Origin of the sequence: Pedobacter sp. R-06 (genome assembly GCF_049913135.1) — a bacterium.
Taxonomy (GTDB): Bacteria; Bacteroidota; Bacteroidia; order Sphingobacteriales; family Sphingobacteriaceae; genus Pedobacter.
Map to the genome: position 1 here is coordinate 3,019,619 of NZ_CP183977.1, position 23,352 is coordinate 3,042,970.

The following is a 23,352-nucleotide window of genomic DNA, read 5'->3' on the forward strand; positions in this document are numbered from 1 at the left end:
TTTAGACGATTACCTGCGTTATTTATTTCATCAAACCTTCCTATGGAACGAAATAAGGAACCCGTTACAATATCCCTTGTTATTAGTATTAGGCGCCGGAAGGAAACAGGCCAATAATAACAGCAGCAGCCACCGTAAAACAAACCTGATTGCAGTGATCCCGATTCTTCATCGGGAGTAACGGAAAGCAGGACTAACAATAACTTTAGCAGTTGATTGCTTTCCAAATAATCAGCCTAAAGCCCCAAAGCCGCCTTCAGCTTTACATAACCTGTTTTGCTTACCGGCAACCAGATATCAGACTTTAACAGCACCACATAACTATCTTTCTCTTTCAGCTCTATTTTGGTTACCTGGGCCAGGTTAATGATGTAAGACCTATGTATGCGGATAAACTGGCTTACATCAAGCGTTTGTTCGAAATAAGCCATGGTTTTGTTCTTATAAAAAGCACCATCAACGGTACTTAACTTCACATAATCATCATCAGCCTCTAAATAGTTGATATCGGCGACAGGAATAATTTTAATTACACCATCTTTTTTAACCACTACCCTATTATTTTGTGCCGGACTTAAAGCTGCTGCATCCAAAACGGCTTCCGTATTTTCGGTTTGATTTAATTTGTTAGGCAGTTTTTTAATGGCCGCATCAAAGCGCGATTTATCGATGGGTTTAAGCAGGTAATCTACTGCATTAACCTCAAAAGCTTTAATGGCATATTCATCAAAAGCAGTGGTGAAAATTACTGCAGGTTTATCCTCTACGAGTTCGAGCATTTCGAAACCGCTTATTTTAGGCATTTGGATATCCAAAAAAATTAAATCAGGCTTATGCAGGGTAATGGCTTTTAAGCCTTCGAACCCATCACCACATTCGGCTACAATCTCTATTTCTGCATGATCTGAAAGGTAATATTTTACAATATCTCTTGCTAAAGGCTCATCGTCAATTAGTATTGTTCTGATCATTTTTTTGTGGAATTTTTAGGGTGGTAATATATAAATTATTTGCCTCAATATCGGTTTGTAATAAATGGGTATTCGCAAATAACAGATATAACCTGCGTTTAATGGCACTTAAACCAAATCCCGTTCCTCCGGCAGCCTTCATTTCTGGATCAAAGGGATTTTGTACCCGGAGCTGTAAAATATTATGCTCAACGGTAACATCTATCTTGATCGTAATCCCGGCCGAGGTATTGTAAAGTCCGAATTTAATAGCGTTTTCTACGATGGGCTGCAACAAAGTACCTGGCAAACAAAGATTTAAAGTATCTTCAGCAACATTAACTTCGATATTTAACCTGTGGCTAAACCTTACCTTCTCAATATCAAGATACAATTGAATATATTCCATTTCTTCTTCTACCGAAACCCACAATTCGTCATCACGTTTTAAGGTTCCGCGGAGAAAAGAAGCTAATTTCATGATCATTACACCAGCCTCTTTCGGATTAACCATGGTTAGTGCAAATACCGAGTTTAAGCTATTGAAAAGAAAATGTGGCTGCAATTGGTGTCTTAATTTATTTAATTCGGCCTCTTTGGCCAAACTTTTAGCTGCCGATAGTCTTTCGTGTGTTTCTGATTGTTCCTCTAATCTATACCATAAAATATTAGCTAAAGCACACCAGGCTAAACACATAAAAGAGATTAAGCCTCTGAAGACAAAAGAAAAATTATAAAAATCTTTATACTCTTTATAATCAGAAAAAATATAGAGTATAACATATTTTGACGCAAAAATAATCACAAAAGTAAGCGCAAGCGTGATAATCAGTACATACAGTATCCGCTCATTTTTTGGCTGGTAATACCCAAGCATGTTACTGATACCGATGCAGGCCAAAGCCAATAAAAAATTATTGGTTAAGCTATCGGTTATCGATATCCACCAAGAAAAATTAACTATATAATGTAATCCTGCACCACACAATACAGTCCACACTATCGCAATGGTGAACGATATTTTCTGTATTTGGGGAACGGATAAAGGTCTAGTTGTCAAAATAATTTTGATTAGTTAATGATTTATTGCGGTGCGCTAACTTTTCAAGGTATTGCGTAACCGACTTGGGCTCAACAATTTTAGAACTTACCTCTACCCCATCAGCAAGTTCTTCCAGTTCCGATATTCCTCCTACACCTATAAACTTCCATACTACTTTATCGCCGTTACAATTATTAAAAGAAGGGTTAAAATTTACAGCATTTAATTTCGCTTTGTCTAAAGCCTGCGCAATCCCATCTGCCTGGATTAAACGCGTTTGTTCATTAAACTGGGGCGTATGTTTTCCCTCACCACAAATTACCTGATAGATACAATTTACTGCAAACCATTTCATAGGCGATGTTTATAATAAATGTTTAGAAACTTTTAATTTCGATCCCTCCAAATAAAGCCGTCCCATCTAAGATCAATGTTTTTTTCATCTCTGCTACCGGCATAACATGCGATCTTTTATCTTCAACGCTACCAAATAATGCCGTTACATTCGATTTTATTGCCCAGTTTTGTGGTACAATTAATTTAATTCCTCCAAAAACTGCTGTTACATCAAGCGATACCGTTTCAGGGAAATCAGCCTGAGTCATTACAATATCTGCTCCGCCGAATACAGCTGTAATATCGCCCCCTTGAAAGTTTTTAGAGTAAACGGTTTGGTTACTTCCACCAAAAACGGCCATTACTTCAATAACATCATTATTATTTACAGTCTTTTTATCAGTAGCTTCGTTAAAATCAAATTCGGCTTTGTTCTCATCCTTACGTTTTTTCCTAAAGGCCAGGGTATCCTTTGGCCTGAAGATTAAAAAGCCGCCTACTATAACCAAACCAATACCTAAAGCATATTTAGATAAATCAAAATCTAAACCAGGTATATTATCTAAGGTATTGTAAGCACCGATCAAAATCAGGATCAGCCAGCCTATTCCTTTAAAGTTACGACGAACGCCGATAAACACACCAAGTGCAATTAAAAAATTAGACCAGCTAAATATCCATCTTGGAATATTTAGCCCCATATTATTCAATAGAAATGCAAATCCGATGATGACTATGATGAAACCGCTCCAAACCCTTCCTGAGTTTTTAAGCTGGTTGTTATCGTTACTATTAATATTTTCCATTTGTATTCATATTTAATATCCAAAAGTATTGATAAGCACCCGATCATAATAGGCTTGGCTTGCAAGAACTCGGTAAAAGGCGGTAAGTGCCCTTATTTTATCGGTGAAAATTATTTTGTTATTTTGATGGTATGAAATTTTCCCTATTAATGCTTGTTTTTACTATTTCTACTGGCTTATATGCACAGGAAATAAGTAGCCATTACAAGATTTACGATGTAAAAAAACAGAAATCCATATCAATAGACGACATTGTTGCTGATATGGACCAGGCAGATGTTTTATTCTTTGGCGAAGACCACAACGATTCTATAGGTCATTATCTGGAAGCGGAGCTTTTTAGAAAACTCAATTCAAAATATCCATTAAAAACGGCACTGTCCTTAGAAATGTTCCATACCGATGTACAACCTGAGTTAGACGAATATTTAGCAGGATTAATTTCAGAAAAAAACTTTGTTAAAGAAGGCAGAGCCTGGGGTAATTACAAAGATTACAAACCTTTAATAGAGTACGCCAAACAAAATAAGTTAAAAGTTATTGCATCAAATGCAGCCACGCGCTACAGCAATGCTGTTACCATGGGAGGACTTAAAGTTTTAGAAAATTTCCCAAAAACTTCATTTAATTTTTTACCACCCCTACCAATTGATACGGCCCAGGGTAGGTATTATGAAAAATTTACTGAAACTTTGGGTGACCATAACATGGGCTCAATGAAGATTTACCAGACACAAAATTTATGGGATGCGACCATGTCATGGTCCATAAATAAGTTTGTTAAGGCAAACAGGGGATTTAAGGTTTTTCAGCTTAATGGACGTTTCCACAGCGACGAAAAACTGGGAACATTAGCGAAACTGGCTCAGGCAAATCCGAAATTAAAAATATTGAACATTTCATCATTTTCTGATGAAAGCTTTACGAACCCAGATTGGGAAAAATTTAAAAAACTCGGCGATTATATCATTATAACCGATCCAAGCGTAAAAAGAAGTTATTAAACCAAAAAAGCCGTCCGGTTGTAAAATCGGACGGCTTTTGTATGTTACGCTTTTGTTTTTAACAAATCTCTGATTTCGGTTAAAAGCGTTTCTTCTGCTGTTGGCACTGCCGGTGCCGCAACAGCTACTGCTTCTTCTTTCTTTTTCATTCTATTAATCGCTTTAACCATTATAAAAACAATTAAAGCCAACAATAAGAAATTAATGGCTACTGTAATAAAATTACCATAAGCGAATATAGATGCATCTGGTGCAGCCTTTTTAGCATCTGCCAGTGAAGCTCCCTGCGGAATCAATTCAGCACCTTTTCCCATTGCAAAATAAATACTGCTAAAATCTGGTTTACCAACCATTGCAGCTACAATAGGCATCACTAAATCGTCGATTACGCTGGTAACAATTTTACCAAAAGCACCTCCTATAATCACTCCGACTGCCAAATCGAAAGCATTACCTTTAATGGCAAATTCTTTAAATTCTTTTACAAAGCCCATATTTTATTAAGTTTTAGTTTATTTATTCACGAAAGTAGCAAACATTAAACTCAATACAAATGTTTATGAAATAATTTTAAAACCAAACATATCGATAGCATTTAAGTCAATTCAGCAGAATATCTGAAATCTATTGTTTATTTTTGCTCCATTCTTTTATATTTAATATGCTAAAGCAACACTTACAACAAAAATTATTACAAAAGTTATCACCACAACAAATACAGTTTATTAAACTGTTGCAGGTGCCAACCGTTGCTTTAGATACCCGTGTAAAAGAAGAACTTGAAGAAAACCCAGCGCTTGAAGATCCAAGCTTAATGACTCAGGATGAGCCAAAGAGTGAATATGATGATTTAAATGATGGGCCTGAAGATTACGAACAATCATCAGAAGATACCAGCATGGATGAATTTAATGTAGATGATTATTTACAGGACGATTCTACCAATGATTATAGTACCAACTACAATAATGGTGATGACGATGAAGAGAAAAAAGAAACTCCAATTGCCATTGAAAGTACTTTTTTTGAAAGTTTACAGGAGCAATTAGATCTTATTCCCCTATCCGATCAGGATTTTATTATTGGCAAACAGATTATCGGTAGTTTAGATGATGATGGTTATTTACGCCGTCCGCTGGGCTCTATGATTGATGACCTTGCCTTTTCTCAGAATGTTATGGTTGAGGAAGAGGATGTATTGGAAATGTTAAAACTGATCCAAAGTTTCGATCCTCCTGGCATTGGCGCAAGAGACCTGAAAGAGTGTTTATTGATCCAATTAAAAAGGAAAGACCCGAACAATCCGATTATAGTTAAAGCAATGAATGTTGTAGAAAACTATCTGGATGAGTTTACGCGTAAACATTACGATAAATTAGAAAAAAGTTTAGGTTTAGATAGTGAAGAACTTAAAGAGGTTGTAAACGAAATTTTGCGTTTAAACCCTAAACCAGGTGATGCCAATCAGGTTACCACCAAACAAATGCAGATTATTCCCGATTTCCATATCAGTAATAATGATGGCATATTAATCTTGACTTTAAACTCTAAAAATGCACCAGAACTAAAGGTAAGCAGATCTTATCAGGAAATGTTCGAGCATTACGACAAAGCTTCATCAAAAGATAAAAAGCTGAAAGAGGCCGTTCAGTTTGTTAAACAGAAATTAGATTCTGCACGATGGTTTATCGATGCAATTAAACAAAGACAACAAACTTTGTTAAAAACCATGAATGCCATTATGCATTATCAATATGAATATTTTTTAACGGCCGACGAGCGTAAAATGCGCCCAATGATCTTAAAAGATATTGCTGATAAAATCGATATGGATATTTCAACCGTATCGAGGGTGGCAAACTCTAAATATGTACAGACCGAATTTGGTACTTTCTTGTTAAAATCTTTCTTCTCAGAGGCTATCCAAACCGAAAATGGTGAAGAAGTTTCGAATAAAGAGGTTAAAAAAATACTGGAAGACTGTATAGGCAACGAAGATAAACGCAAACCTTTAGCGGATGAAAAATTAACCGAAATTTTAAAAGAAAGAGGTTATAATATTGCCAGAAGAACCGTTGCTAAATATCGTGAGCAGATGAATATTCCAGTAGCTAGGTTAAGAAAAGAACTTTAAAGCAGTTTTCAGTTGGCAGTAAATTACCTGCTAAAGTTCCCCTTCCCACCAGATTGCATTACAAAAGAATGGCTTATCATTATTGATTTGGAAATGAACGGTTCTGTGTGCTTGGCCGTCTGCTGCCCTGCCATTCGCTATAGTCCCGATGAAAAGATCGGGAGCTGCCGCTACTGTCAGGTTTAAGAACAAAGGCCTACCTGCAACCTCAAAGATAAAAAACTGCCTTGGCCATTTAGCCCCGATTACAGCATTACCCAAATGTCTCTAAGTTAAAGGATAAATCACAAAAAGATGTCACCCTGAGCGTAGTCGAAGGGCATTTATTTGCAATTTATCAATCTCAAGGAGTCTTCAAGTACGCTCAGGGTGACAACCGCTGTGCTTAACTTAACGAATTAAGCGTTACGCCGTAGCGAGGAGGGTATGAAGAAGCGAAGCAAAAACGGGAACAATTTATTGATTTGCACAGGCACTGCGCTCCAAATAGAAGTGTAATATTCTAATTGGGAATACCAACAAGGTTACCACATTTTAATATACGATGGCACTTTGTAAATGTTGTTTAGCAATAAACCCAATACAATTTCGTGGCTGCCATTACTTACCTGATTTAACTCCGATGTTGTAAAATCGTAAGAATAGGTTAAGTTAACCATCTTACCGATATTAAAGCCAGCCATTGCCGCGAACGAATCATCTTTACGGTAACTGCCGCCCAACCAGATTTTATCTTTAAAAGCCAGTTTCAGGTTTACATCAACAGAAACCGGGGCAGGTGATACATACTTTACCATTACCGATGGTACAGCGGCAATTTCATCATCTAAGAAAAACTTATATCCTGCCGTAGCAAAATAATGTGGGGCTTCCTTACCCAGATTATAGCTGTTATCGCCGGTGAAACTTAATTTCTGAGGTAAAATCTGCTGCACGGATAAACCTGCAAACATCCTGGCGCCATATAACCACAAACCGATGCTTAAATCGGGTTTCACCTGGTTAATCAATGCCCTGTTCATAATCGGATCTATCGGTGTATCGAAAGTAAGCGAATTTACATCTAACGAGATACTCGAAATACCCGCAGCAACACCTGCTGAAAGATTAAAATTATTACTTAGCTGTAAATGATAGGCATAGGTAACATTCGCATCAAGTCTTTTTATCGGACCAGTTTTATCTAAAACAGCGGTCACCCCCATTCCATGATGCGATGGCGACGACATGTAGTTTTGCATATAATTACGGTCCATCGGATTACCTGTTTGCTCGGGGAAAGCGGTTAGCGCATTACTCCACAATTGATTATCGCCCAGCGCCCAATGTACTGATACAAATGAAGTTTGAGGCGCATCGGTAATACCCGACCATTGTTTACGGTAACCAGCTTTAAAATCGAGATAATTTTCAATTCCTGAGAGCGCCGGATTTAGCAGATACTGATTAAAAATGTATTGCGTATACTGTGGCTTTTGTTGTGCAAAAACCTTAAATGATGCAAAAAGTGCAAATATGATGATGAGCTTCTTCAATTCATCTGATTATAGTGAGCGGGCCTGTTATTGTTTTTCGTCCGTTACGCGGGTTGATAATATAATAATAAACACCTACCGGTAGCGGCTCATTTTGGTAATTCCCATCAAAAGGAGTTTTATATCCATTGCTAAAAAACACCTTATTCCCGTTTCTGTTAAAGATTTCGACAGTAGCGTTTGGATAAGATTCTAAATATTTAATGATCCAGGTATCGTTTACGTTATCGCCATTTGGTGTAAAGGTATTGGGAGGATTTAATACTTGCAAAACTTTAACCAAAACTTTCGATGTTGTGGCACAGCCATCAGGCTGTGTGGTCGCCGTAAGTGTATACTCTGTATCGTTATCTGGTGATGCAATCGGATTTAACACATCAGTTTTATTCAAACCTATAGCAGGCGACCATTTATATTTCAAATTAGTACCTTCAGCTGTTGCAGGGATCTCGATCTGCCCGCCTGCCAGCATATAAACCAATGCACCCGCATCAGCAACAGGCGATTTATATACCTCGATCGTATTTGTTATGGAGTTAGGACAACCATTATCGCCTGTAAAGGTATAAGTGATAATGTGCGATCCTAATCCTGCGATTTTAGGATTAAAAGTTCCATCAGCCTTAATGCCATCTCCCGCATATTCACCATTCCCTCCAATAACTTCTTCTTCAGCTTTCTGTTTGGCCTGTGTAATTAAAACTGTTCCATCTGCCTCGCAAACCGGAGGTATATTATCGAATAGCAACTGTGGGACCGGTTTTAATGTAAGCGTTTTATCTAAAAATTTAGAACAGTTTTCTCCGGAATAAGCTACAAGTCTGACGTTAAAAGCTCGGTCGGTGGTGCCACCAAAACTATCGTATTTAAGAACAAAAACTTCGTTGACATCAGGATAAGGGATTGTTTTATAAATAGAAGTTTCCCTTCCAAAATCTCTGTAAATCTCAATTTTTGTAATGTTGCCTGTAAATACGGTAGATGTATTTTTAATCATAATATCCTCGCTCACACAGCTATGGTCATTTACAATATCAAAGTCAGCTGCTTTAACATCACCGTTAACCGTAAATGTTTTTGGAAACGACGTGTCACAGCCCTCAGCATTTTTAACCGTCAGTGTAACTGTATAATCGCCAGTATTTTGAGGTGTAAAAGCGCCATCAAAGTCGGTTGAGGTAGCTATTGTACTGCCATTATAAACATAGGTCCATTGTGCAGTTAAACCTGTTGTACTTCCGTCTGCATTTTTGGAAGTGTTTCTAAATCTGGCCACGCCATCGTTCAAACAAAAATCAGGAAGCATGAAATCCACTTCTTTCGGTGGATCGTATACATCTATATCTACTTGCTTAATATTTAAACATTTAAGATCGCTCTCAACAGTTAAAGTGATTGTATAATGACCCGCAACAGTATATTGATGCGGCGGAGGAATATTATTTTCTAACGTTACGGGAGTACTTCCATCTCCAAAATCCCAGGTCCACTTTACTATGGCCCCAGTACCTTCTATACTCGATTTATCAGTTAAAACGGTTGGTTTATTGGTACAGAACCCAGCAACACCAAAATCTGCTAATGGCGTAGGATTTACTGTAATTTCAACAGGTTCTGAGGTGTTAGAACAATTTGAACCTGTGGTAACTGTTAATCTGACAATATATTTATTGGGTCTGGTATAAATATGTTCTGGGTTTTGTTCAGTAGAAGGGGTGCTCCCATCTCCAAAATCCCACAACCATTTGGTAATTGTAAAATCGTCATTATTAGGAGTACTCCCATCTGTAAATTTCGCGGCGATATTTGAACACCCTATGATAGGATCAAATTTTGCTATTGGAAGATCATAAATATTAAAAGTATAATTGGTTGTTAAATCACCCGATGCGCATGAAGATGTGTTAGGCACATGTGCTACAATTTCTAAACTGTGTTTACCCTTTTCCGCGTACGTTTTGGTATATGGCGACTCATAAGTATATATGCTAGTTCCATCAGGCAAAATTTTAGTATCAAGTAATATAGGCGGATTTTGATTAATTACAGTTTCATTATCTAACAACCAATTGATATAATCAGGCTTGTATGGAAGCGATATTTTGATATTATAAGTTTCTCCAACGCATCCATTTTGTCCTTCTTCATTTTTAGTGGTGTTAAACACGGTAAGATAGTTGTTGGAAGATAGATTTGTACCGGCAGAGTAAGCATAGGATTCGTGATCACCAAAACCGTAAGCCACAGCATTAAAGCCATCACCTGCAGTTAGTGTTATGCTTTCTTCGTTAACCGGAATCTGTGTATAGGAGTAAATAGCATTACCATTTAAAACTGTCCATGCGGTATTTGGTGCTATGCCATTATACCTAAATCCTGAGATACTAGCTGTTTTAATTAAAACATTTACATACTTTTCTGTAATATTCTGCAAATCAGAAGAAAAAACGGTAACACCCTTTATATTAAATTCAATCGGGTTTAATATCACCATTTCTGGATCACCAATAATAGCCCCTCCATTATCAGAGGAACAATCTTGTGTTAAGGAATACTGTGCTACACTAATTAATTTATCAGCCGCGATAAAAGTAGAGCTGGTTAATTGTTCACTTTCAATAGGTATACCTTTATTAATAATATATGTAGTGCCATTATAAGTTACACTTGTATTATCTTCTTGTGCAAGAATCCGTAAGATATATTTTCTATTGATAAATGGCACAACCCCATAATTTTTGCCCCAGCTGTTTGTGGGGTAAAGCTGCTGAAACAATGGGTCTTGCGAAGAATTACAAACAATTGCGAGTACTGAAGAACCGGAAAACGCCGCAAAACGCTTACAAGAAGATGTCGCCGGATCTGTTTCTACATAAGTACCGGTAAGATCTTGCGTTCCAGATGCTAAATATTCATAAACATCACCAGCTTTGTTTAAGGTTATTGAGATTTTATTGCCATTTTTTTCATGCAAAATAATATCAGTATTATCTTCTACAGCTACCAATGTTAAAAAATTATTACCACCATTACTCTGCCAAAAATTCATGGAATAATACGTCTGACCCAAAGTTTCAAATGGTAAGATCAGGGAAGCAGCAGATCTTGCTGCACCATATATATGGGTATAAACAGATACTTTTGGCTGACCGTCGGTAACTTTAACATGTATTCCCTTATTTGTTAAAACCCGGTTGGCCTCTAATACCCCATCAATATAAGCATCGGCTCTTGGAACATCAAACCTAACGGCTGTATTGGCTGGAATAGTTTTTGTAACAGGAGCAGCATTACCGCAAGTTACGGTAACTTCAGAATTAGATTTTGATGTTACAAAAATAGCAATATTACCATATGGAATTACCCCATTAACAGCTCTTGATGGTACATGGGTTGGAAAAACCGTCCAAAAATCAGTTCCTTCGTTAGAAATGTTTTGTCCAAATGCTTTAGCAAAAAACAAAGACGTTAACAAAACCAATAACCAATGCCTGCTCATTACCTATCAGTTTAGTTTGAAAACGTTACACATTTTTGCTTGATTAGATATGCAATATACTATTAATCAATCCACAAGAAAAAACAATTACCGGAATTTTAACAATTTTAGGTGGAAAAATCGCTCTTCGTGTAATAAATTTAAAGAGTAGTGTAAAAAAGTTTTACTTACAAATATAATCCATACAGAAAAATCGAACTGGAAATAATGAATACACTAGCAGGCAAAACAAAAAAGCCACCTATTAAAAGTGGCTATATGATGAATATTCAGTTATTACCTTGATCGGACTGATCGCCGCTACCGTACTTTGCGGAGAAGTCTTTAGCTTTCTCATCTGCAACACTATCGTCATGATTTTCAGGCTCCAGGTTTTCATCTAAGCGGTCGTTCCAATCATTTAATCCCTTTTCAGGGTGTTTTGCATTTTCTGCAGTAAAATCGGATTTTGATTTAGCCAGATCTTCTTTTTTATTTTCCATATTGGCGTTTATTTTAGTTATAACAGCGCCATTAACAGAAAGTTTTGTGTGTTGCAATTATTTTACCGGAGGTTCATCTTTGGCATCCTTAAATTCTTTCACACTTCTCCCTATCCCCTTCATTAATTCTGGCAATTTTTTACCACCAAAAATAAGCAGGATAACCACTCCTATTAAAATAATTTCTATTGCAGACATATCTTTATATTTCCACAATATACGTTAATTCTTCTGAAACGGTTTGGTTGATTGGTTCAATTAGCAATTGGTTTTATTCTCGTTATAGTAAGAAGCCCTTGAAACAAGTTACCATTGACAGACTTTCAATAAAAAGCATCGTCATCTCGACTGGAGCGCAGTCCCGAATTTTCGGGAGAGAGATCTATCTTGGCAGATTTAGCTTCGCTGAGCACTTCGTGGTTCTCAACGGCGTTGCACTCCGCTCGAAATGATGAAATCTTGAGGAATTATCTCTTTGAATTTCTATGTTATTTATATCGATTTTTTATACAAAAATCTATTCCTTAGGATGATGCAACAAATCATAATCCTCAATTTCTGTATTTCGATCGTAAATTAGTTCATTAATTGATAACCATTGGTTTTTGATTCAGGAGTACGAAAATAAGAAGATAATCGACGCAAAACATCAACCCCTAAACACTTAAACCAACAAAGCATTTAAAGTCCTTGTTTTGATTTTAGGCACCGCTCCATGGCGCATAAATTCGGCGAAACCTTTTAATTGTTTGATCGATTTAATGGCTTGATATCCTTCATAAGAAGTTCTGATTTTGTTTAGCAGCATGGTATCTGTTTTAAACATATCGCTTTCAATCAATATTCCTTTATTCAGAAATTTTTTAATCAGCTCGGCCATTTTGCCGTTGGCGTAAAGGTGAAGCGGCAGTTTAAACACTTCATTATTCAGTTTTTCAAAAGCTTCATTAATCCAGGCTACTTCCGCTTCTGCATTCACTGCTATCTTTCCATCTTTCAAAACAATGGAAGTCAAAAATTCGCGGGCGCGCTGACGCGAAATTACCCCCCCATGAATACCATCACGCAAAGTATAATCTAAACGATCGGCACAGAGCGCTGGCAATGGCTGTTCTAAAATTTCAAAGGTACCATACAATATCTGGTTAACATTATATCCATAATTTAACAGCACATCAGGCACTTCCGATCTGCATAAAACTTCGGCAAAAACCTTTTCATGATAATCTTCATCCGTATTGTCGAAAACATAATCGCCCACATGAGAAAAAGCGGTATGCGAAATATCGTGCAGCAATCCGGCAATTTGCTCCAATTCTGAACCACCAAGCATCCTGATCAGCATAGTAACACCTATGGCATGCTCCAAACGCGAGTGGCAAATATCTGGATTGACTAAAAATATAGCACCACTTTGATGAACCCCACTTAACCTTTTTAAAGCATCAGTATCTAACAGATCAGAAAATACCATTGGCAGTTCCATTTTGCCATATAAAAAATCATTTACCTGGATCATGTTGCTTTATTTAGTTAAAAGGAATAATCAGACACAAAAATACTAATTATTTTAGTCTAAAGGTAAAAAATTATCAACATTAAAATTTCTAAAAACTAAAATAATTAGTCGAAAATTAACTTTCAAATATTCTGAAAGCTATTATTACAATTTTATGATCAACAAAAAACCAGCAGCAAAAACAAGCGCATAAATTAAACGTTATACTTGTAAAAACAGGTATATGGCAACTGCTCAGCAAATTAGAAAAGCATATTTAGATTATGTTTTAACAAACAATGAAAAACCAAAATCGGTTTATGTTTTTGTGAAAAAGCTTAAAATTTCCGAGGCCGATTTTTATCAGTTTTTCTCATCTTTTGAAAGCATTGAAAAAACAATCTGGTTCGAACTTACTTTCGAAACCATTAACAAAATTAAAGAGCAGGAAGTTTGGCCCCAGTATACGGCCAGAGAAAAAATGCTTTCTTTCTTTTACAGTTACCTGGAAAACCTGAAGAACGAACGCAGTTTTGTGATTTACAGTTTAAAGAATCACCGTGGTAAATTTTCTACTCCAGATGTACTGGCTGGCGTAAAACCTATTTTCGAAAACTTTGCGCAAGAAATTATTGAAGAGGGTTTAGATAGTGGTGAACTTGCTGAACGCCGTTTTCTAAGCAAAAGATATAAGGACGCCTTATGGATCCAGTTTGCCTTTATTGTTAATTTCTGGATCAACGATGATAGTGAAGGTTTCGAAAAAAGCGATGAGGCCATCGAAAAAGGCATCAATGTAACTTTCGATCTTTTTCAGCATTCGCCAATTGATAATTTATTAGAATACGGAAAGTTTTTATCCAGGAATGGAAAGTTTGCAGAAAAGATGAGGTTTTAAATACCAGATGAAGACACAAAAAAGTATTCCAACCACAAAGGTAGAGCGTTCGGCAAAATTTGTTAAAACCGGTATTCAGATCGGGGGCAATTACATTAAACATTACTCCAAAAAACTGTTTAATCCAGAAATGGACCGCGAGCAGCTTAACGAGGATAATGCAACCGACATTTATAAATCATTGAGCGAATTAAAAGGAAGCGCCTTAAAAATTGCCCAGATGTTAAGTATGGATAAGAATATCCTGCCAAAATCTTACGTCGATAAGTTTACCCAATCGCAATATAATGCCCCACCCCTTTCGGGTCCGTTAATTGTCCGGACTTTCACCAAAAACTTCGGTAAAACGCCTGAAAATATTTTCGATAGTTTTAACCTAAGCTCCAGCAATGCAGCTTCTATCGGGCAGGTACACCAGGCAATGCTTAATGGCAAGAAGTTAGCCATTAAAATTCAATATCCAGGTGTGGGCGATAGTATTTCTTCTGATTTAAAACTGGTAAAACCTTTCGCCTTCCGTTTATTGGGCATGTCGGAAAAGGAACTGAATATCTATATTAAGGAAGTGGAAGAACGTTTGCTCGAAGAAACAGATTACGAACTGGAAGTTAAACGTTCTATCGAATTTTCAGAAGCCTGCAAAAATCTCGATCATGTGGTCTTTCCGAAATATTACCCCGCATTATCCGGAAAACGGATCATTACCATGGACTGGATTGATGGTTTGCATTTAAAAGAATTTTTACAAACGGATCCTTCTCAGGAGCTACGCAATAAAATCGGACAGGCGCTGTGGGATTTCTATAATTTTCAACAACATGAACTCAGGGCTGTACACGCAGATCCGCATCCCGGAAATTTTATGATTACACCAAATGAAAACCTTGGAGTAATTGATTTTGGATGCATAAAAGAAATGCCAGATGATTTCTATTACCCGTTTTTCGCCTTAATTTCTACTGATGTAATTCATGATAAAAATAAAACGATAGATGCATTTAGAAAACTGGATATGATCCATGCCGACGATTCTCCTGAGCAGATTGAGTTTTACTATAAATCGTATAGGGAGATGATCAGTCTGTTCGCCAAACCCTATACCAGTGAATCATTCGACTTTAGCAAACCAGATTTTTTTGAGCAATTGTATATGTATGGCGAGAAAATCTCAAAAATGCCTGAATTTAAACAGGCACGTGGCGTGAAACATTTTATTTATGTTAACCGGACTAATTTTGGACTGTATACGATTTTACATGAATTAAAAGCAACGGTTAAAACAGATACGTTTAAGCCTCACATTAGGTAGAGAGTCGTCATTTTGAGCGCAGTCGAGAAATCTATAGGTTAAAACCATAAATAATGCAACTTATAGATTTCGCTCCCGAAGGTCGTCATTTCGATAAAATCTAGCTGTTTTTCTTTACCACTTCAACCATGTGATCGATATCAAACGGTTTTTCGATATAATCATCAGCTTTGCATTCTTCAGCCTGTTGTGGTAAGTTATTTGATGTTGAAGTTAACACGGCCGATACATCTTCTGTTTCAGGGTCAGATTTAAGTTCTTTAATCACCTGTGATCCACTCTTTTTACCCTTAATGTGATCATCAACAATCACCACATCGGGTTCAATTTGGTCTATTTTATCTATAGGCTCGGTTGTTAATGATGCCGTAACATCAAATCCCTCCTCTTCCAATACATGGTCCATTATATCAAGGATATCTTTATTATCCTGAACAAGCACAACCTTTTTCTTCATAAATAAACAGACTAAAATTCTCATTAAATATAAAGAAAAAGACTAGATCAATAAAAGATCTTAAAATATTTTACAAATGCTTGGTAAAAGTTTCAGGTTTTCGTCTTGAATTAATGCCTGTTCGTCGAGTATTACCTATCGATTGTATAAAAATGCAACATTGCCTGCAACGTTTTTCATTTCACTGCGTCTTATCTACAAAACCACAATATAAAGACTTAAACATTTAAATAACAATTAATTAACATTTAATTATTAAATAAAAATATTATGAAAACCTCAATCAAAACCCTAATCGCCACTTCATTAACAGCAATCGTTTTATCATCAGCTGTATTTACTACAAATGTTTCTGCAGCAGAAAAAGAGCCAGATGCAATTTTAAAAATATCGGCTTTTAAAAGAATTTCTGTAAAAGGAAATGTAGAAGTAACCATTATCCAGCGGAGTAACCCAGGCATTTCTTATACTGATGATAATACAGGAACAGCAAAAGTGATGCAGGATGGTGACAATTTAAAAATCACTTCAATTAGTACCGACAAAGCAAAACTAACTGTTTATGTAAACGATTTTTACAGAATTGAAGCATCGGAAAATGCAGTTGTTAAAACTGAAGGAAAACTAAGAACAAAATATCTTCAGATCTTTTTAAAAGGAAATGCACATGCCGAAATCAATACCAGTTCAGAAGGTTTATATACCGTAATTGCTGATCAGGCAGACTTAAAATTAAGCGGTTCTACTGATCAACATACTTTAGTAATGGGTAAATCTCAAAAATTAACCATCGATAAATTTGCTGCTTTAAAAACCAACATCAGCTCTGTAGAAATTTTTGCAATTGAAAAAGAAATTGCTGCAATCAAATAATTATAAAACACACAAATGAAACAAGGCTTTCTGATCTGATCAGAAAGCCTTTTGTTTTTGAACATGATATAGTATAAACTTCTTCAGTTTAATTTCAATCTTTGAAAAGGCAACGAAGAATCTTCATTAAAAATCCCCTGGTATCAAACCAGAGGATTTAACTTGTAGCGTCACCCTTAATCCATTTCAGGGTTTTCACTAACGATGACAACTATTAGTGCTGTAGCACTTTCGCGATTTCCTTCTCAATGGATTTGATCTCTTTAGGTTTAAGTTTTTTAGCAGCATCTGTTTTGCCTGCTACTTTACTTTCCTGATATTTTACCCCTACCCTTAAAGCTTTTAAACCAGAAACACCTTGAAGTTCATCTAGTTCAAGCTGCTCTAAATCATCATTTAAATATCCTTGAACCTGCATATATTTAATGTACTCCATATATTCTTTGGCTTCTTCAGGATTGAAATAAACCATTGCAATTTTATGGGGCTGCGTTAAACGTTCGGTTGTACCTTTAACTAATACTTTATCAATACGTTTTTTAACTACTTCGTAACGGATATTATAAGCACCTTCTACATCAAAACGGCGTTCGTCGTTCCTAAAGCTAATATCAATTGCATTAGAGTGAATAAAGATCAGCTGTGTGGTTTCTAATGCACGGGGCATTTCTCCAATTAATCCTTTCGATAAACGCGCAATATCGACCATTGAGGTTAATTGCCATAAACGGATATTTTTAAGGTACAACAAATCAAATGGCCGATCTGGTGCAATTTCCTGTCCGATGTAAATATCGTACTCCACTCCATCAGTTCTAAATTTGGCAAAATAACAAGGGTATGAAGCCTGTAAATTAGCCTGCGATTTCTCCAGATACTGACTCACTTCGGTATTGATCAGCTGCATCGAAACTTCCAGCTGCCTGCGATTTGCAAATGCAGCACCGGTTTCTGGAACAATAACTTCAAAATAACGATCTACAAACTCAGCTGTTATCGGGTAGTTCCCTTTTATAATTGATAAGAAAGGGTAAACTTCCATTTCTAAAAACTCATTCAGTTTATTCTCTTCATTTGATGAAGCAAAATCGCCGATGCGTTTAATCCAGTCTTTACAATTGAATAATAGTTTATCGGTAAGTTCTAAAGAGACATGCTTACGGATGGCTTTTAAAGTGTCAATTAAACTGTTTAACTGTACTTCCATATCATCTTTTAAAGCTTTATTACGCTCTATGGTAGAATTCCGGATATCAATTGCCCCAAATAGCGGATACATATGTTTAAAGGTAATCGTTTCGATTTCCTTTAATTTATGATAACTGTTATTTTGCTGAAGAAAGTGCCAAACAGCCTCGTTAAACTTCCATTGTACCGACGGTTGTAGAGCAGTAAACTTATCCATCAGCACTTCGTCCATTTTAGCATCAAATTCTTCGATACTGTATTGGAAGAGCTGACCGATTAAAGGCATCGCCGGACGTAACCTCGATAATAGTTTATCATCAACCAATACTTCCTCACTCGAATAAACTTCTAAAACGCCAGCCAACTGGGTATTGTAATACACAGGTAATACCGAATAAGAACAAACACCGGCAGCTTTTAAAACCCTTAAAAAAGGATCTTTATCGATCTGATCGTCATTGATTGAGCTTACAAAAATTGACCTTGGGTTTTCTTTATATTTATCAACCAACGAATAAAAAACCTCTTCTTCAAGATTGGATGATTTTGCCGAATTAATCAGCATACTTTGCGAAAACTCCTGGTTATCGAAAACGAGCTTATTGTTAACGGTTAAAAAAGGCATTAAGCCAAATTCGAGTTTTCCGTTTCCGCTAAGTGTTTTTAAAGCGTGGATTACATGCGTATAGGCTTCGGTTTGATAATTGTGATTAACCAATGCATCCCTGATACCATCAATAGCATGTTGCAAAGTCACATCTGTTATGGAGATAATGCTGAATCCTTCAAAGTGAAAATTTTGTAAAGGCAGGTGCTTTACCAGGTATTCCAGTTCGGTTTCGTCTTGAAAATGCTTGCCTAGTTCTTCAAAATTAAGCTCAGGCAAATCACCCTTATGCATAATATCAACAAACTTCGTATCCGTTTGGATATTGTAATATTGTGTCAGTTTTGTTTCCTGATTAATATGGGCATAAATGATCTCATTCTTCAGTACCGAGGTAAAATTATAAAAACGGCCTAAAATAACATTGTAGATAAACTTAAGTTGTTTTTTCTCAACAGGCTCGTTGTCTTTGGTTACCTTATTTTTAGGATCATGATCCTTAAAAAATTTATAGAATGCATTGGTGCTAAAGAAAATCTGATCTGGAATTGGGGTACTTAAAGCCCAAAATAAATCGTCTTCATTATCCATTAAAGGGGTTAGAATGGTAAAAATCAATTCTAAAGTATCTTTATATTGGGATAATTCTTCGGCACTGATGTTGCCAAGCAGCACATCGTCTTTTTCAATTTTTTGAAGTAAAAACCTGTAAAATTCAGATTTTACCGATTTTTCTGTTTTCAATCTGCCTTTTAAATACTCCACAAGGGGGCGGAAAGACAGAGATGATTCTACCTGGCAATGTATACATTCGTTTTTATGTATCTGTATTACATTGGTATTCATTGTATAAGTTTGCTATAGTGTAAAATTTATAGTTATCTATTTAATTACTAATTCATTGCAAAGATACATACTCATTAAAGCAATGTTCGTCTGCTGAACGTAATACTTGGATATTACATCTATTAATATGTTACACAAATTTAGTACCTAAAATTAAGCGATACATATGGATACCAGCCATCAGATGAGTGGCCCATTACAAAACGCACAACTGTAAGTGATGCCGGAGCGAAATAAACACCCCCTCCTACGCCGTGGTGCCATAATGTAGAAGTTTCGTCACGTTTCCAAACCCTGCCTACATCATAAAAACCCAATAAGCCAATTTGTCCGGGCAGAACGTAACTAACCAGATCGCCAAGTTTGGCCCTAAGCTCTAAGTTGTTATAAAAAGTATGTTCGCCGGCAAACCTAAACTGGCGGTACCCTAAAAGATTTCCTTGCCCGCCCAGATATAAGGCCTGATAAAAAGCTGGTTTACCAATGGTTACTCCTCCACCAAAACGATCGGCCAAAATGAAGTTTTTTCTGCCATCAAGGTTTTTGTACAAGGCTATACTTGCCGTAAACTGTCCATAAGAATTTGAGTATTTATTAACGCCTTTGTAACCCAAAAGTTTGAAGTCAACATAACTGCCCAATGTTGGTAACAAATCATTATCGCGGGTATTGTTGGTAAAATTTACAAATGCACCTGCAAACATTTTTTCGTTACGTACCGTTATCGAATCAGATGAATGTAAGAGTGATGGATTTTCAATAAAACGTCCATCGTTATCTTCCTGATTATATTTATAATATTGATATGACGGACCGACGCTAAAGGTAGATTTCGGACGGCGCCACCTGATTGAAGCATCAACCTGATAAAGGTTGAAACGTGCACGGTAATACCTAATGTTGTCTCCATCGTTGAAAGGCGTTTCGTTGCCCAAGCCAAAGAAATTCTGTGTGTTATTTGGCGCGAAAGCATCGGCCTTTAACACAAAATCGCCCTTACCTAAAGCTTTTAACCACTCGCCTTTATAATTAAACCTAAAAGCTTTCGTAGAGAATGAATGTAAGAAAGAAATGGTCTGCGAATTGCCATAAGGTTGTTTTCTGAAACCAGGATTGGTTTGTTTGTAGATCAAGCCTAATAAAAGGCCATCATCTTGATTGTAGCCTGCATTTAACAGCCACGAATTACGGCGGTACATATCTTTTGGTATGTAACTGAAGTTCGAGGTATCATTAGAAATAATTTTCCTGATTTTATTGGCATCCGCTCCATTGTAGGTTGCCTTATCGGTTCTACCATACAACTTTACAGATCCGTTGCTATTTGCAAAATCGTAAACTTTAGTACCCTTGCCACCGATAATCCGTAATTTAATACTCGAGTTTTTATTGTTCAGGATCAAGCTGTCGTTACCATTGTGCATGTACACCCTGATTTCTTTGGTTACTTTGGGATCGAATTTCCGATCGAAGAGTTCATCTTTGATATTACCCTCTTTAGAAATTTTATTGATTTTTACGCGTAACCCATCGTTTTCTGCATCTGTAATCTGAATCAGTTCATTTTTATTGGTCACCTCAATATCTACAACCCGGTTAAAGAAATGATAATACTGATTCATTAACTTTGGCAAAGTGGCTATCCTGTTACGCATCTGTGCCAAAAAGGCATCGTGATGTAATGAGTAACTTGGTTCAGGAAGTTTTTTTAGTGCTTTTTCGAAAACGGCATCGTTATAATTTGCGCAAAAATCTTTCACAATTTTATCAAACTCCTTTTCATCAATATTGGCGGTCCAACGGCTACTGATTTCTCTTCCTTCCCATAAAAACCAATTGATATCTTTTATACCACGCTCATAACCCTGCATCATGGGTAATAATGACGAAGATTGTGCGTAACGCTGTAAAAGGCCGTCAGATCTGAAAAATACCTGATCACGATCTCTTGGCACCGGCGAATAAAGCGAACCATCTTTAGTTTTGGTTTCTTTCCAACGCCATTGGTCTTCATGTCTGTCCCAATCGCCTAATAACACATCAAACGCCCTGGCTTTTACCCAGGCAGGCCCGTCTAATCTATTATCGTTATCATCAGTTAGTTTTTTATCCATTTTCGGAGAACTGTCTGATTCTCCTGTTGGTTCTCTTTCTTCGAACAAACACAAAGTATTGGCAAATGCCGATTCAAATTCGCCCAAGTTGTCATCAGGAGAAACCCAGCCAATAATCGGGTTGCTATGTGCGATCCCCCCGGCCTTAGCCAACTCAGGTACCACCAGTGCCGAAAACGGGTGTTGTGCCGACATGTTATCCTTTATAATATCTTTAGCAAAGGTTTCACGCAATGCTGCAGGCAAAAGTACTTCAGGGTATTTCTCCACGCTGCGCAATACATATTCTTTACCGTTTTTATCCTCTAAACGTAAAGAACGCGATTGATTGCCTCCACCGCGTTGTGTTGCTTTTAATCCACCCATCATTTGAGAAACACGTAACACAGGAACTTTTGTTCTTGCTGCATATTCTTTACGGTAATTTTCGCCAAAAATAGCACGGTGAAAACGGCCAACGCTGTCATATTCGGGTTTAACACGTACATAAATACTATCCGCGGTAATCGGTTTATCTCTGTTTCTTACTATTTGAGGGATGCTTTCGAACTTTTTAATGTAACTATAAACTCTTTTAACGCTCGTATCTGAATAAATATAATATTCGTAGCGCATATCGTTGTTTTTCAACTGATCGGCAACCACATAACCTTGCTGCATTTCGTGAAATAAAGATGTTTTTCCCTCTTTATTTGGCGATACTTTTGAACCAGATCCACTAATAATCTGCAGTTGTTTTCCTTTGATTAACTGCAGGCCGTGTTCATGCCCGGCAACATAAGTTACATTTGGATAATCGCCGAATACACCGGTTACTGATTTAATCATATCCTTATAGGCCGGATGGTTTAAATCTTCGGGGCTCAACAAGGTTGAACGCAATAACGGATAAACAGAACCTAAAACAGGCAAAGGGATATATAAATTTTTATCCAGCGATGTTAAAGGAAAAATATGGTTCCTTAAGTTGAAATAACCTCCATGTGGCCCGTAACTCTGAAATGGATGGTGCGAAGCCAATAGAATAACCTTGTCTTTGTTCTCTTCGAGTAACTGTTCCATTTTGACCAAAACCTCATCTTTTGTCCTGCATTCGCATTCGCCGTTAGGATTCGATTTATTGTATGGAAAAACCCACCATTCGCTATCGTAAGCAATGATGGTTAATTTATCCGTTAATTTAATCGCGACAGGATCAGGGCACCCGTTTTCTGGTATTAACCGCAGTAATGGATCGTTCTGTGCTTTAAGGAAATCATCTTGCGCTTTGATTTTGGCCAAACCTTTAGGGCCAGATTTATCCCAATCGTGGTTGCCGGGAACAAAATAAACCGCAGCCCCCATTTTACGCATAGGCTCAAACTGTGAGCGTAAGATCTTTTTGGTTTCCTCTTCTTCTACACTGCCTGGCAGGCCCATTCCGGTTGGATAAATATTATCACCAAGATATACAACCGTTGTTTTTTTAGGAAGTATTTGTTTGGCCGCGTTTTTTAAATCCTGCATCTGCGCTGGATTCATCTCGCCTGCATCGCCAAAAAGAATTACACGATATTTTACATCATCTTGCGCAAAGGCAATGAAGTTGATTAAAAATAAGATGGTAAAAAGGGTAAATCTTTTAATCATAGACTAAGCGTTTGTATAAAGGTAGTTATTTTAAAATTTATTTTATTTCTTGGAGAATTTTCCCATCGCGCCGTCATGCTGAATTTATTTCAGCATCTATAACAGGAAAGATCCTGAAACAAGTTCAGGATGACGACTGCCTAAT

At 36.8% G+C, this 23,352-nt stretch carries 18 protein-coding genes; 5 read left to right on the forward strand and 13 right to left on the reverse strand.

The window, feature by feature from the left end; translation table 11 throughout:
• Positions 1 to 236 precede the first annotated feature (236 nt).
• From ACN9MR_RS12355 to ACN9MR_RS12370, 4 genes are read right to left on the reverse strand one after another with little or no spacing between them, the layout of a single operon-like run.
• Positions 237 to 971 (reverse strand): LytR/AlgR family response regulator transcription factor, encoded by a 735-nt coding sequence (locus ACN9MR_RS12355; RefSeq protein ID WP_029280416.1) that lies wholly within the window; start codon positions 969 to 971, stop codon positions 237 to 239.
• Positions 949 to 2,010 carry a sensor histidine kinase gene (locus tag ACN9MR_RS12360; RefSeq protein WP_426329972.1) on the reverse strand — a complete coding sequence of 354 codons (1,062 nt, stop codon included), beginning with the start codon at positions 2,008 to 2,010 and terminating at the stop codon, positions 949 to 951. The genes ACN9MR_RS12355 and ACN9MR_RS12360 overlap by 23 nt, the downstream gene beginning before the upstream one ends.
• Positions 2,000 to 2,347, reverse strand: a complete 348-nt coding sequence (locus ACN9MR_RS12365) for a DUF4288 domain-containing protein (protein ID WP_426329973.1) — start codon at positions 2,345 to 2,347, stop codon at positions 2,000 to 2,002. Before ACN9MR_RS12365 ends, ACN9MR_RS12360 begins: the two co-directional genes overlap by 11 nt.
• A 22-nt stretch (positions 2,348 to 2,369) precedes the next feature.
• Positions 2,370 to 3,134, reverse strand: a complete 765-nt coding sequence (locus ACN9MR_RS12370) for a LiaF transmembrane domain-containing protein (RefSeq protein WP_426329974.1) — start codon at positions 3,132 to 3,134, stop codon at positions 2,370 to 2,372.
• Between the two features lie 131 nt (positions 3,135 to 3,265).
• On the opposite strand from ACN9MR_RS12370, the gene ACN9MR_RS12375 reads away from it, so the two are divergent.
• Positions 3,266 to 4,138, forward strand: a complete 873-nt coding sequence (locus ACN9MR_RS12375) for a ChaN family lipoprotein (protein ID WP_426329975.1) — start codon at positions 3,266 to 3,268, stop codon at positions 4,136 to 4,138.
• A gap of 44 nt (positions 4,139 to 4,182) precedes the next feature.
• Here the strand turns inward: ACN9MR_RS12375 and mscL are convergent, their stop codons facing one another.
• Positions 4,183 to 4,632: a large conductance mechanosensitive channel protein MscL gene (gene mscL / locus ACN9MR_RS12380; protein WP_426329976.1), complete on the reverse strand. Its 450-nt coding sequence runs from the start codon at positions 4,630 to 4,632 to the stop codon at positions 4,183 to 4,185.
• A 167-nt stretch (positions 4,633 to 4,799) separates the two neighbouring features.
• Here mscL and rpoN point away from each other — a divergent pair, with 167 nt between their 5' ends.
• Positions 4,800 to 6,272 carry an RNA polymerase factor sigma-54 gene (gene rpoN / locus ACN9MR_RS12385; protein WP_426329977.1) on the forward strand — a complete coding sequence of 491 codons (1,473 nt, stop codon included), beginning with the start codon at positions 4,800 to 4,802 and terminating at the stop codon, positions 6,270 to 6,272.
• A gap of 524 nt (positions 6,273 to 6,796) precedes the next feature.
• Here the strand turns inward: rpoN and ACN9MR_RS12390 are convergent.
• From ACN9MR_RS12390 to ACN9MR_RS12410, 5 genes are all read right to left on the reverse strand, one after another.
• Positions 6,797 to 7,807 carry a PorP/SprF family type IX secretion system membrane protein gene (locus tag ACN9MR_RS12390; protein ID WP_426329978.1) on the reverse strand — a complete coding sequence of 337 codons (1,011 nt, stop codon included), beginning with the start codon at positions 7,805 to 7,807 and terminating at the stop codon, positions 6,797 to 6,799.
• A 1-nt stretch (position 7,808) separates the two neighbouring features.
• Positions 7,809 to 11,306, reverse strand: coding sequence for a PKD domain-containing protein (locus ACN9MR_RS12395; RefSeq protein ID WP_426329979.1), 3,498 nt, complete (start codon positions 11,304 to 11,306; stop codon positions 7,809 to 7,811).
• A gap of 269 nt (positions 11,307 to 11,575) precedes the next feature.
• Positions 11,576 to 11,788, reverse strand: coding sequence for a hypothetical protein (locus ACN9MR_RS12400; RefSeq protein ID WP_426329980.1), 213 nt, complete (start codon positions 11,786 to 11,788; stop codon positions 11,576 to 11,578).
• Between the two features lie 57 nt (positions 11,789 to 11,845).
• Entirely contained in the window at positions 11,846 to 11,986 is a 141-nt protein-coding gene (locus ACN9MR_RS12405; RefSeq protein WP_426329981.1) for a Sec-independent protein translocase subunit TatA/TatB, read from the reverse strand.
• Between the two features lie 466 nt (positions 11,987 to 12,452).
• Positions 12,453 to 13,307, reverse strand: a complete 855-nt coding sequence (locus tag ACN9MR_RS12410; RefSeq protein WP_426329982.1) for an HD domain-containing protein — start codon at positions 13,305 to 13,307, stop codon at positions 12,453 to 12,455.
• Positions 13,308 to 13,530: 223 nt separating this feature from the next.
• On the opposite strand from ACN9MR_RS12410, the gene ACN9MR_RS12415 reads away from it, so the two are divergent.
• Together ACN9MR_RS12415 and ACN9MR_RS12420 are read left to right on the forward strand one after the other, a co-directional pair.
• Positions 13,531 to 14,184 (forward strand): TetR family transcriptional regulator C-terminal domain-containing protein, encoded by a 654-nt coding sequence (locus ACN9MR_RS12415; protein ID WP_426329983.1) that lies wholly within the window; start codon positions 13,531 to 13,533, stop codon positions 14,182 to 14,184.
• Between the two features lie 7 nt (positions 14,185 to 14,191).
• Positions 14,192 to 15,493, forward strand: coding sequence for an ABC1 kinase family protein (locus ACN9MR_RS12420; protein ID WP_426329984.1), 1,302 nt, complete (start codon positions 14,192 to 14,194; stop codon positions 15,491 to 15,493).
• Between the two features lie 100 nt (positions 15,494 to 15,593).
• On the opposite strand, the gene ACN9MR_RS12425 is transcribed toward ACN9MR_RS12420, so the two are convergent.
• The gene (locus ACN9MR_RS12425) at positions 15,594 to 15,950 is read right to left on the reverse strand and encodes a response regulator (RefSeq protein WP_426329985.1); all 357 of its coding nucleotides are present in this window, start codon (positions 15,948 to 15,950) and stop codon (positions 15,594 to 15,596) included.
• 270 nt (positions 15,951 to 16,220) lie between these two features.
• On the opposite strand from ACN9MR_RS12425, the gene ACN9MR_RS12430 reads away from it, so the two are divergent.
• Positions 16,221 to 16,823 carry a GIN domain-containing protein gene (locus ACN9MR_RS12430; protein WP_426329986.1) on the forward strand — a complete coding sequence of 201 codons (603 nt, stop codon included), beginning with the start codon at positions 16,221 to 16,223 and terminating at the stop codon, positions 16,821 to 16,823.
• Between the two features lie 214 nt (positions 16,824 to 17,037).
• Here the strand turns inward: ACN9MR_RS12430 and ACN9MR_RS12435 are convergent, their stop codons facing one another.
• Both ACN9MR_RS12435 and ACN9MR_RS12440 read right to left on the reverse strand, forming a co-directional pair.
• Positions 17,038 to 19,464 carry a GAF domain-containing protein gene (locus tag ACN9MR_RS12435; RefSeq protein ID WP_426329987.1) on the reverse strand — a complete coding sequence of 809 codons (2,427 nt, stop codon included), beginning with the start codon at positions 19,462 to 19,464 and terminating at the stop codon, positions 17,038 to 17,040.
• Between the two features lie 140 nt (positions 19,465 to 19,604).
• Positions 19,605 to 23,207 carry a BamA/TamA family outer membrane protein gene (locus tag ACN9MR_RS12440; RefSeq protein ID WP_426329988.1) on the reverse strand — a complete coding sequence of 1,201 codons (3,603 nt, stop codon included), beginning with the start codon at positions 23,205 to 23,207 and terminating at the stop codon, positions 19,605 to 19,607.
• Positions 23,208 to 23,352 lie beyond the last annotated feature (145 nt).

Coding starts and splice junctions, on each gene's coding strand:
- ACN9MR_RS12425 (WP_426329985.1), bottom strand. CDS start 15,950: ATGAAGAAAAAGGTTGTGCTTGTTCAGGATAATAAAGATATCCTTGAT.
- ACN9MR_RS12400 (WP_426329980.1), bottom strand. CDS start 11,788: ATGGAAAATAAAAAAGAAGATCTGGCTAAATCAAAATCCGATTTTACT.
- ACN9MR_RS12365 (WP_426329973.1), bottom strand. CDS start 2,347: ATGAAATGGTTTGCAGTAAATTGTATCTATCAGGTAATTTGTGGTGAG.
- ACN9MR_RS12395 (WP_426329979.1), bottom strand. CDS start 11,306: ATGAGCAGGCATTGGTTATTGGTTTTGTTAACGTCTTTGTTTTTTGCT.
- rpoN (WP_426329977.1), top strand. CDS start 4,800: ATGCTAAAGCAACACTTACAACAAAAATTATTACAAAAGTTATCACCA.
- ACN9MR_RS12435 (WP_426329987.1), bottom strand. CDS start 19,464: ATGAATACCAATGTAATACAGATACATAAAAACGAATGTATACATTGC.
- ACN9MR_RS12430 (WP_426329986.1), top strand. CDS start 16,221: ATGAAAACCTCAATCAAAACCCTAATCGCCACTTCATTAACAGCAATC.
- ACN9MR_RS12415 (WP_426329983.1), top strand. CDS start 13,531: ATGGCAACTGCTCAGCAAATTAGAAAAGCATATTTAGATTATGTTTTA.
- ACN9MR_RS12355 (WP_029280416.1), bottom strand. CDS start 971: ATGATCAGAACAATACTAATTGACGATGAGCCTTTAGCAAGAGATATT.
- ACN9MR_RS12405 (WP_426329981.1), bottom strand. CDS start 11,986: ATGTCTGCAATAGAAATTATTTTAATAGGAGTGGTTATCCTGCTTATT.
- ACN9MR_RS12420 (WP_426329984.1), top strand. CDS start 14,192: ATGAAGACACAAAAAAGTATTCCAACCACAAAGGTAGAGCGTTCGGCA.
- ACN9MR_RS12370 (WP_426329974.1), bottom strand. CDS start 3,134: ATGGAAAATATTAATAGTAACGATAACAACCAGCTTAAAAACTCAGGA.
- ACN9MR_RS12440 (WP_426329988.1), bottom strand. CDS start 23,207: ATGATTAAAAGATTTACCCTTTTTACCATCTTATTTTTAATCAACTTC.
- mscL (WP_426329976.1), bottom strand. CDS start 4,632: ATGGGCTTTGTAAAAGAATTTAAAGAATTTGCCATTAAAGGTAATGCT.
- ACN9MR_RS12375 (WP_426329975.1), top strand. CDS start 3,266: ATGAAATTTTCCCTATTAATGCTTGTTTTTACTATTTCTACTGGCTTA.
- ACN9MR_RS12410 (WP_426329982.1), bottom strand. CDS start 13,307: ATGATCCAGGTAAATGATTTTTTATATGGCAAAATGGAACTGCCAATG.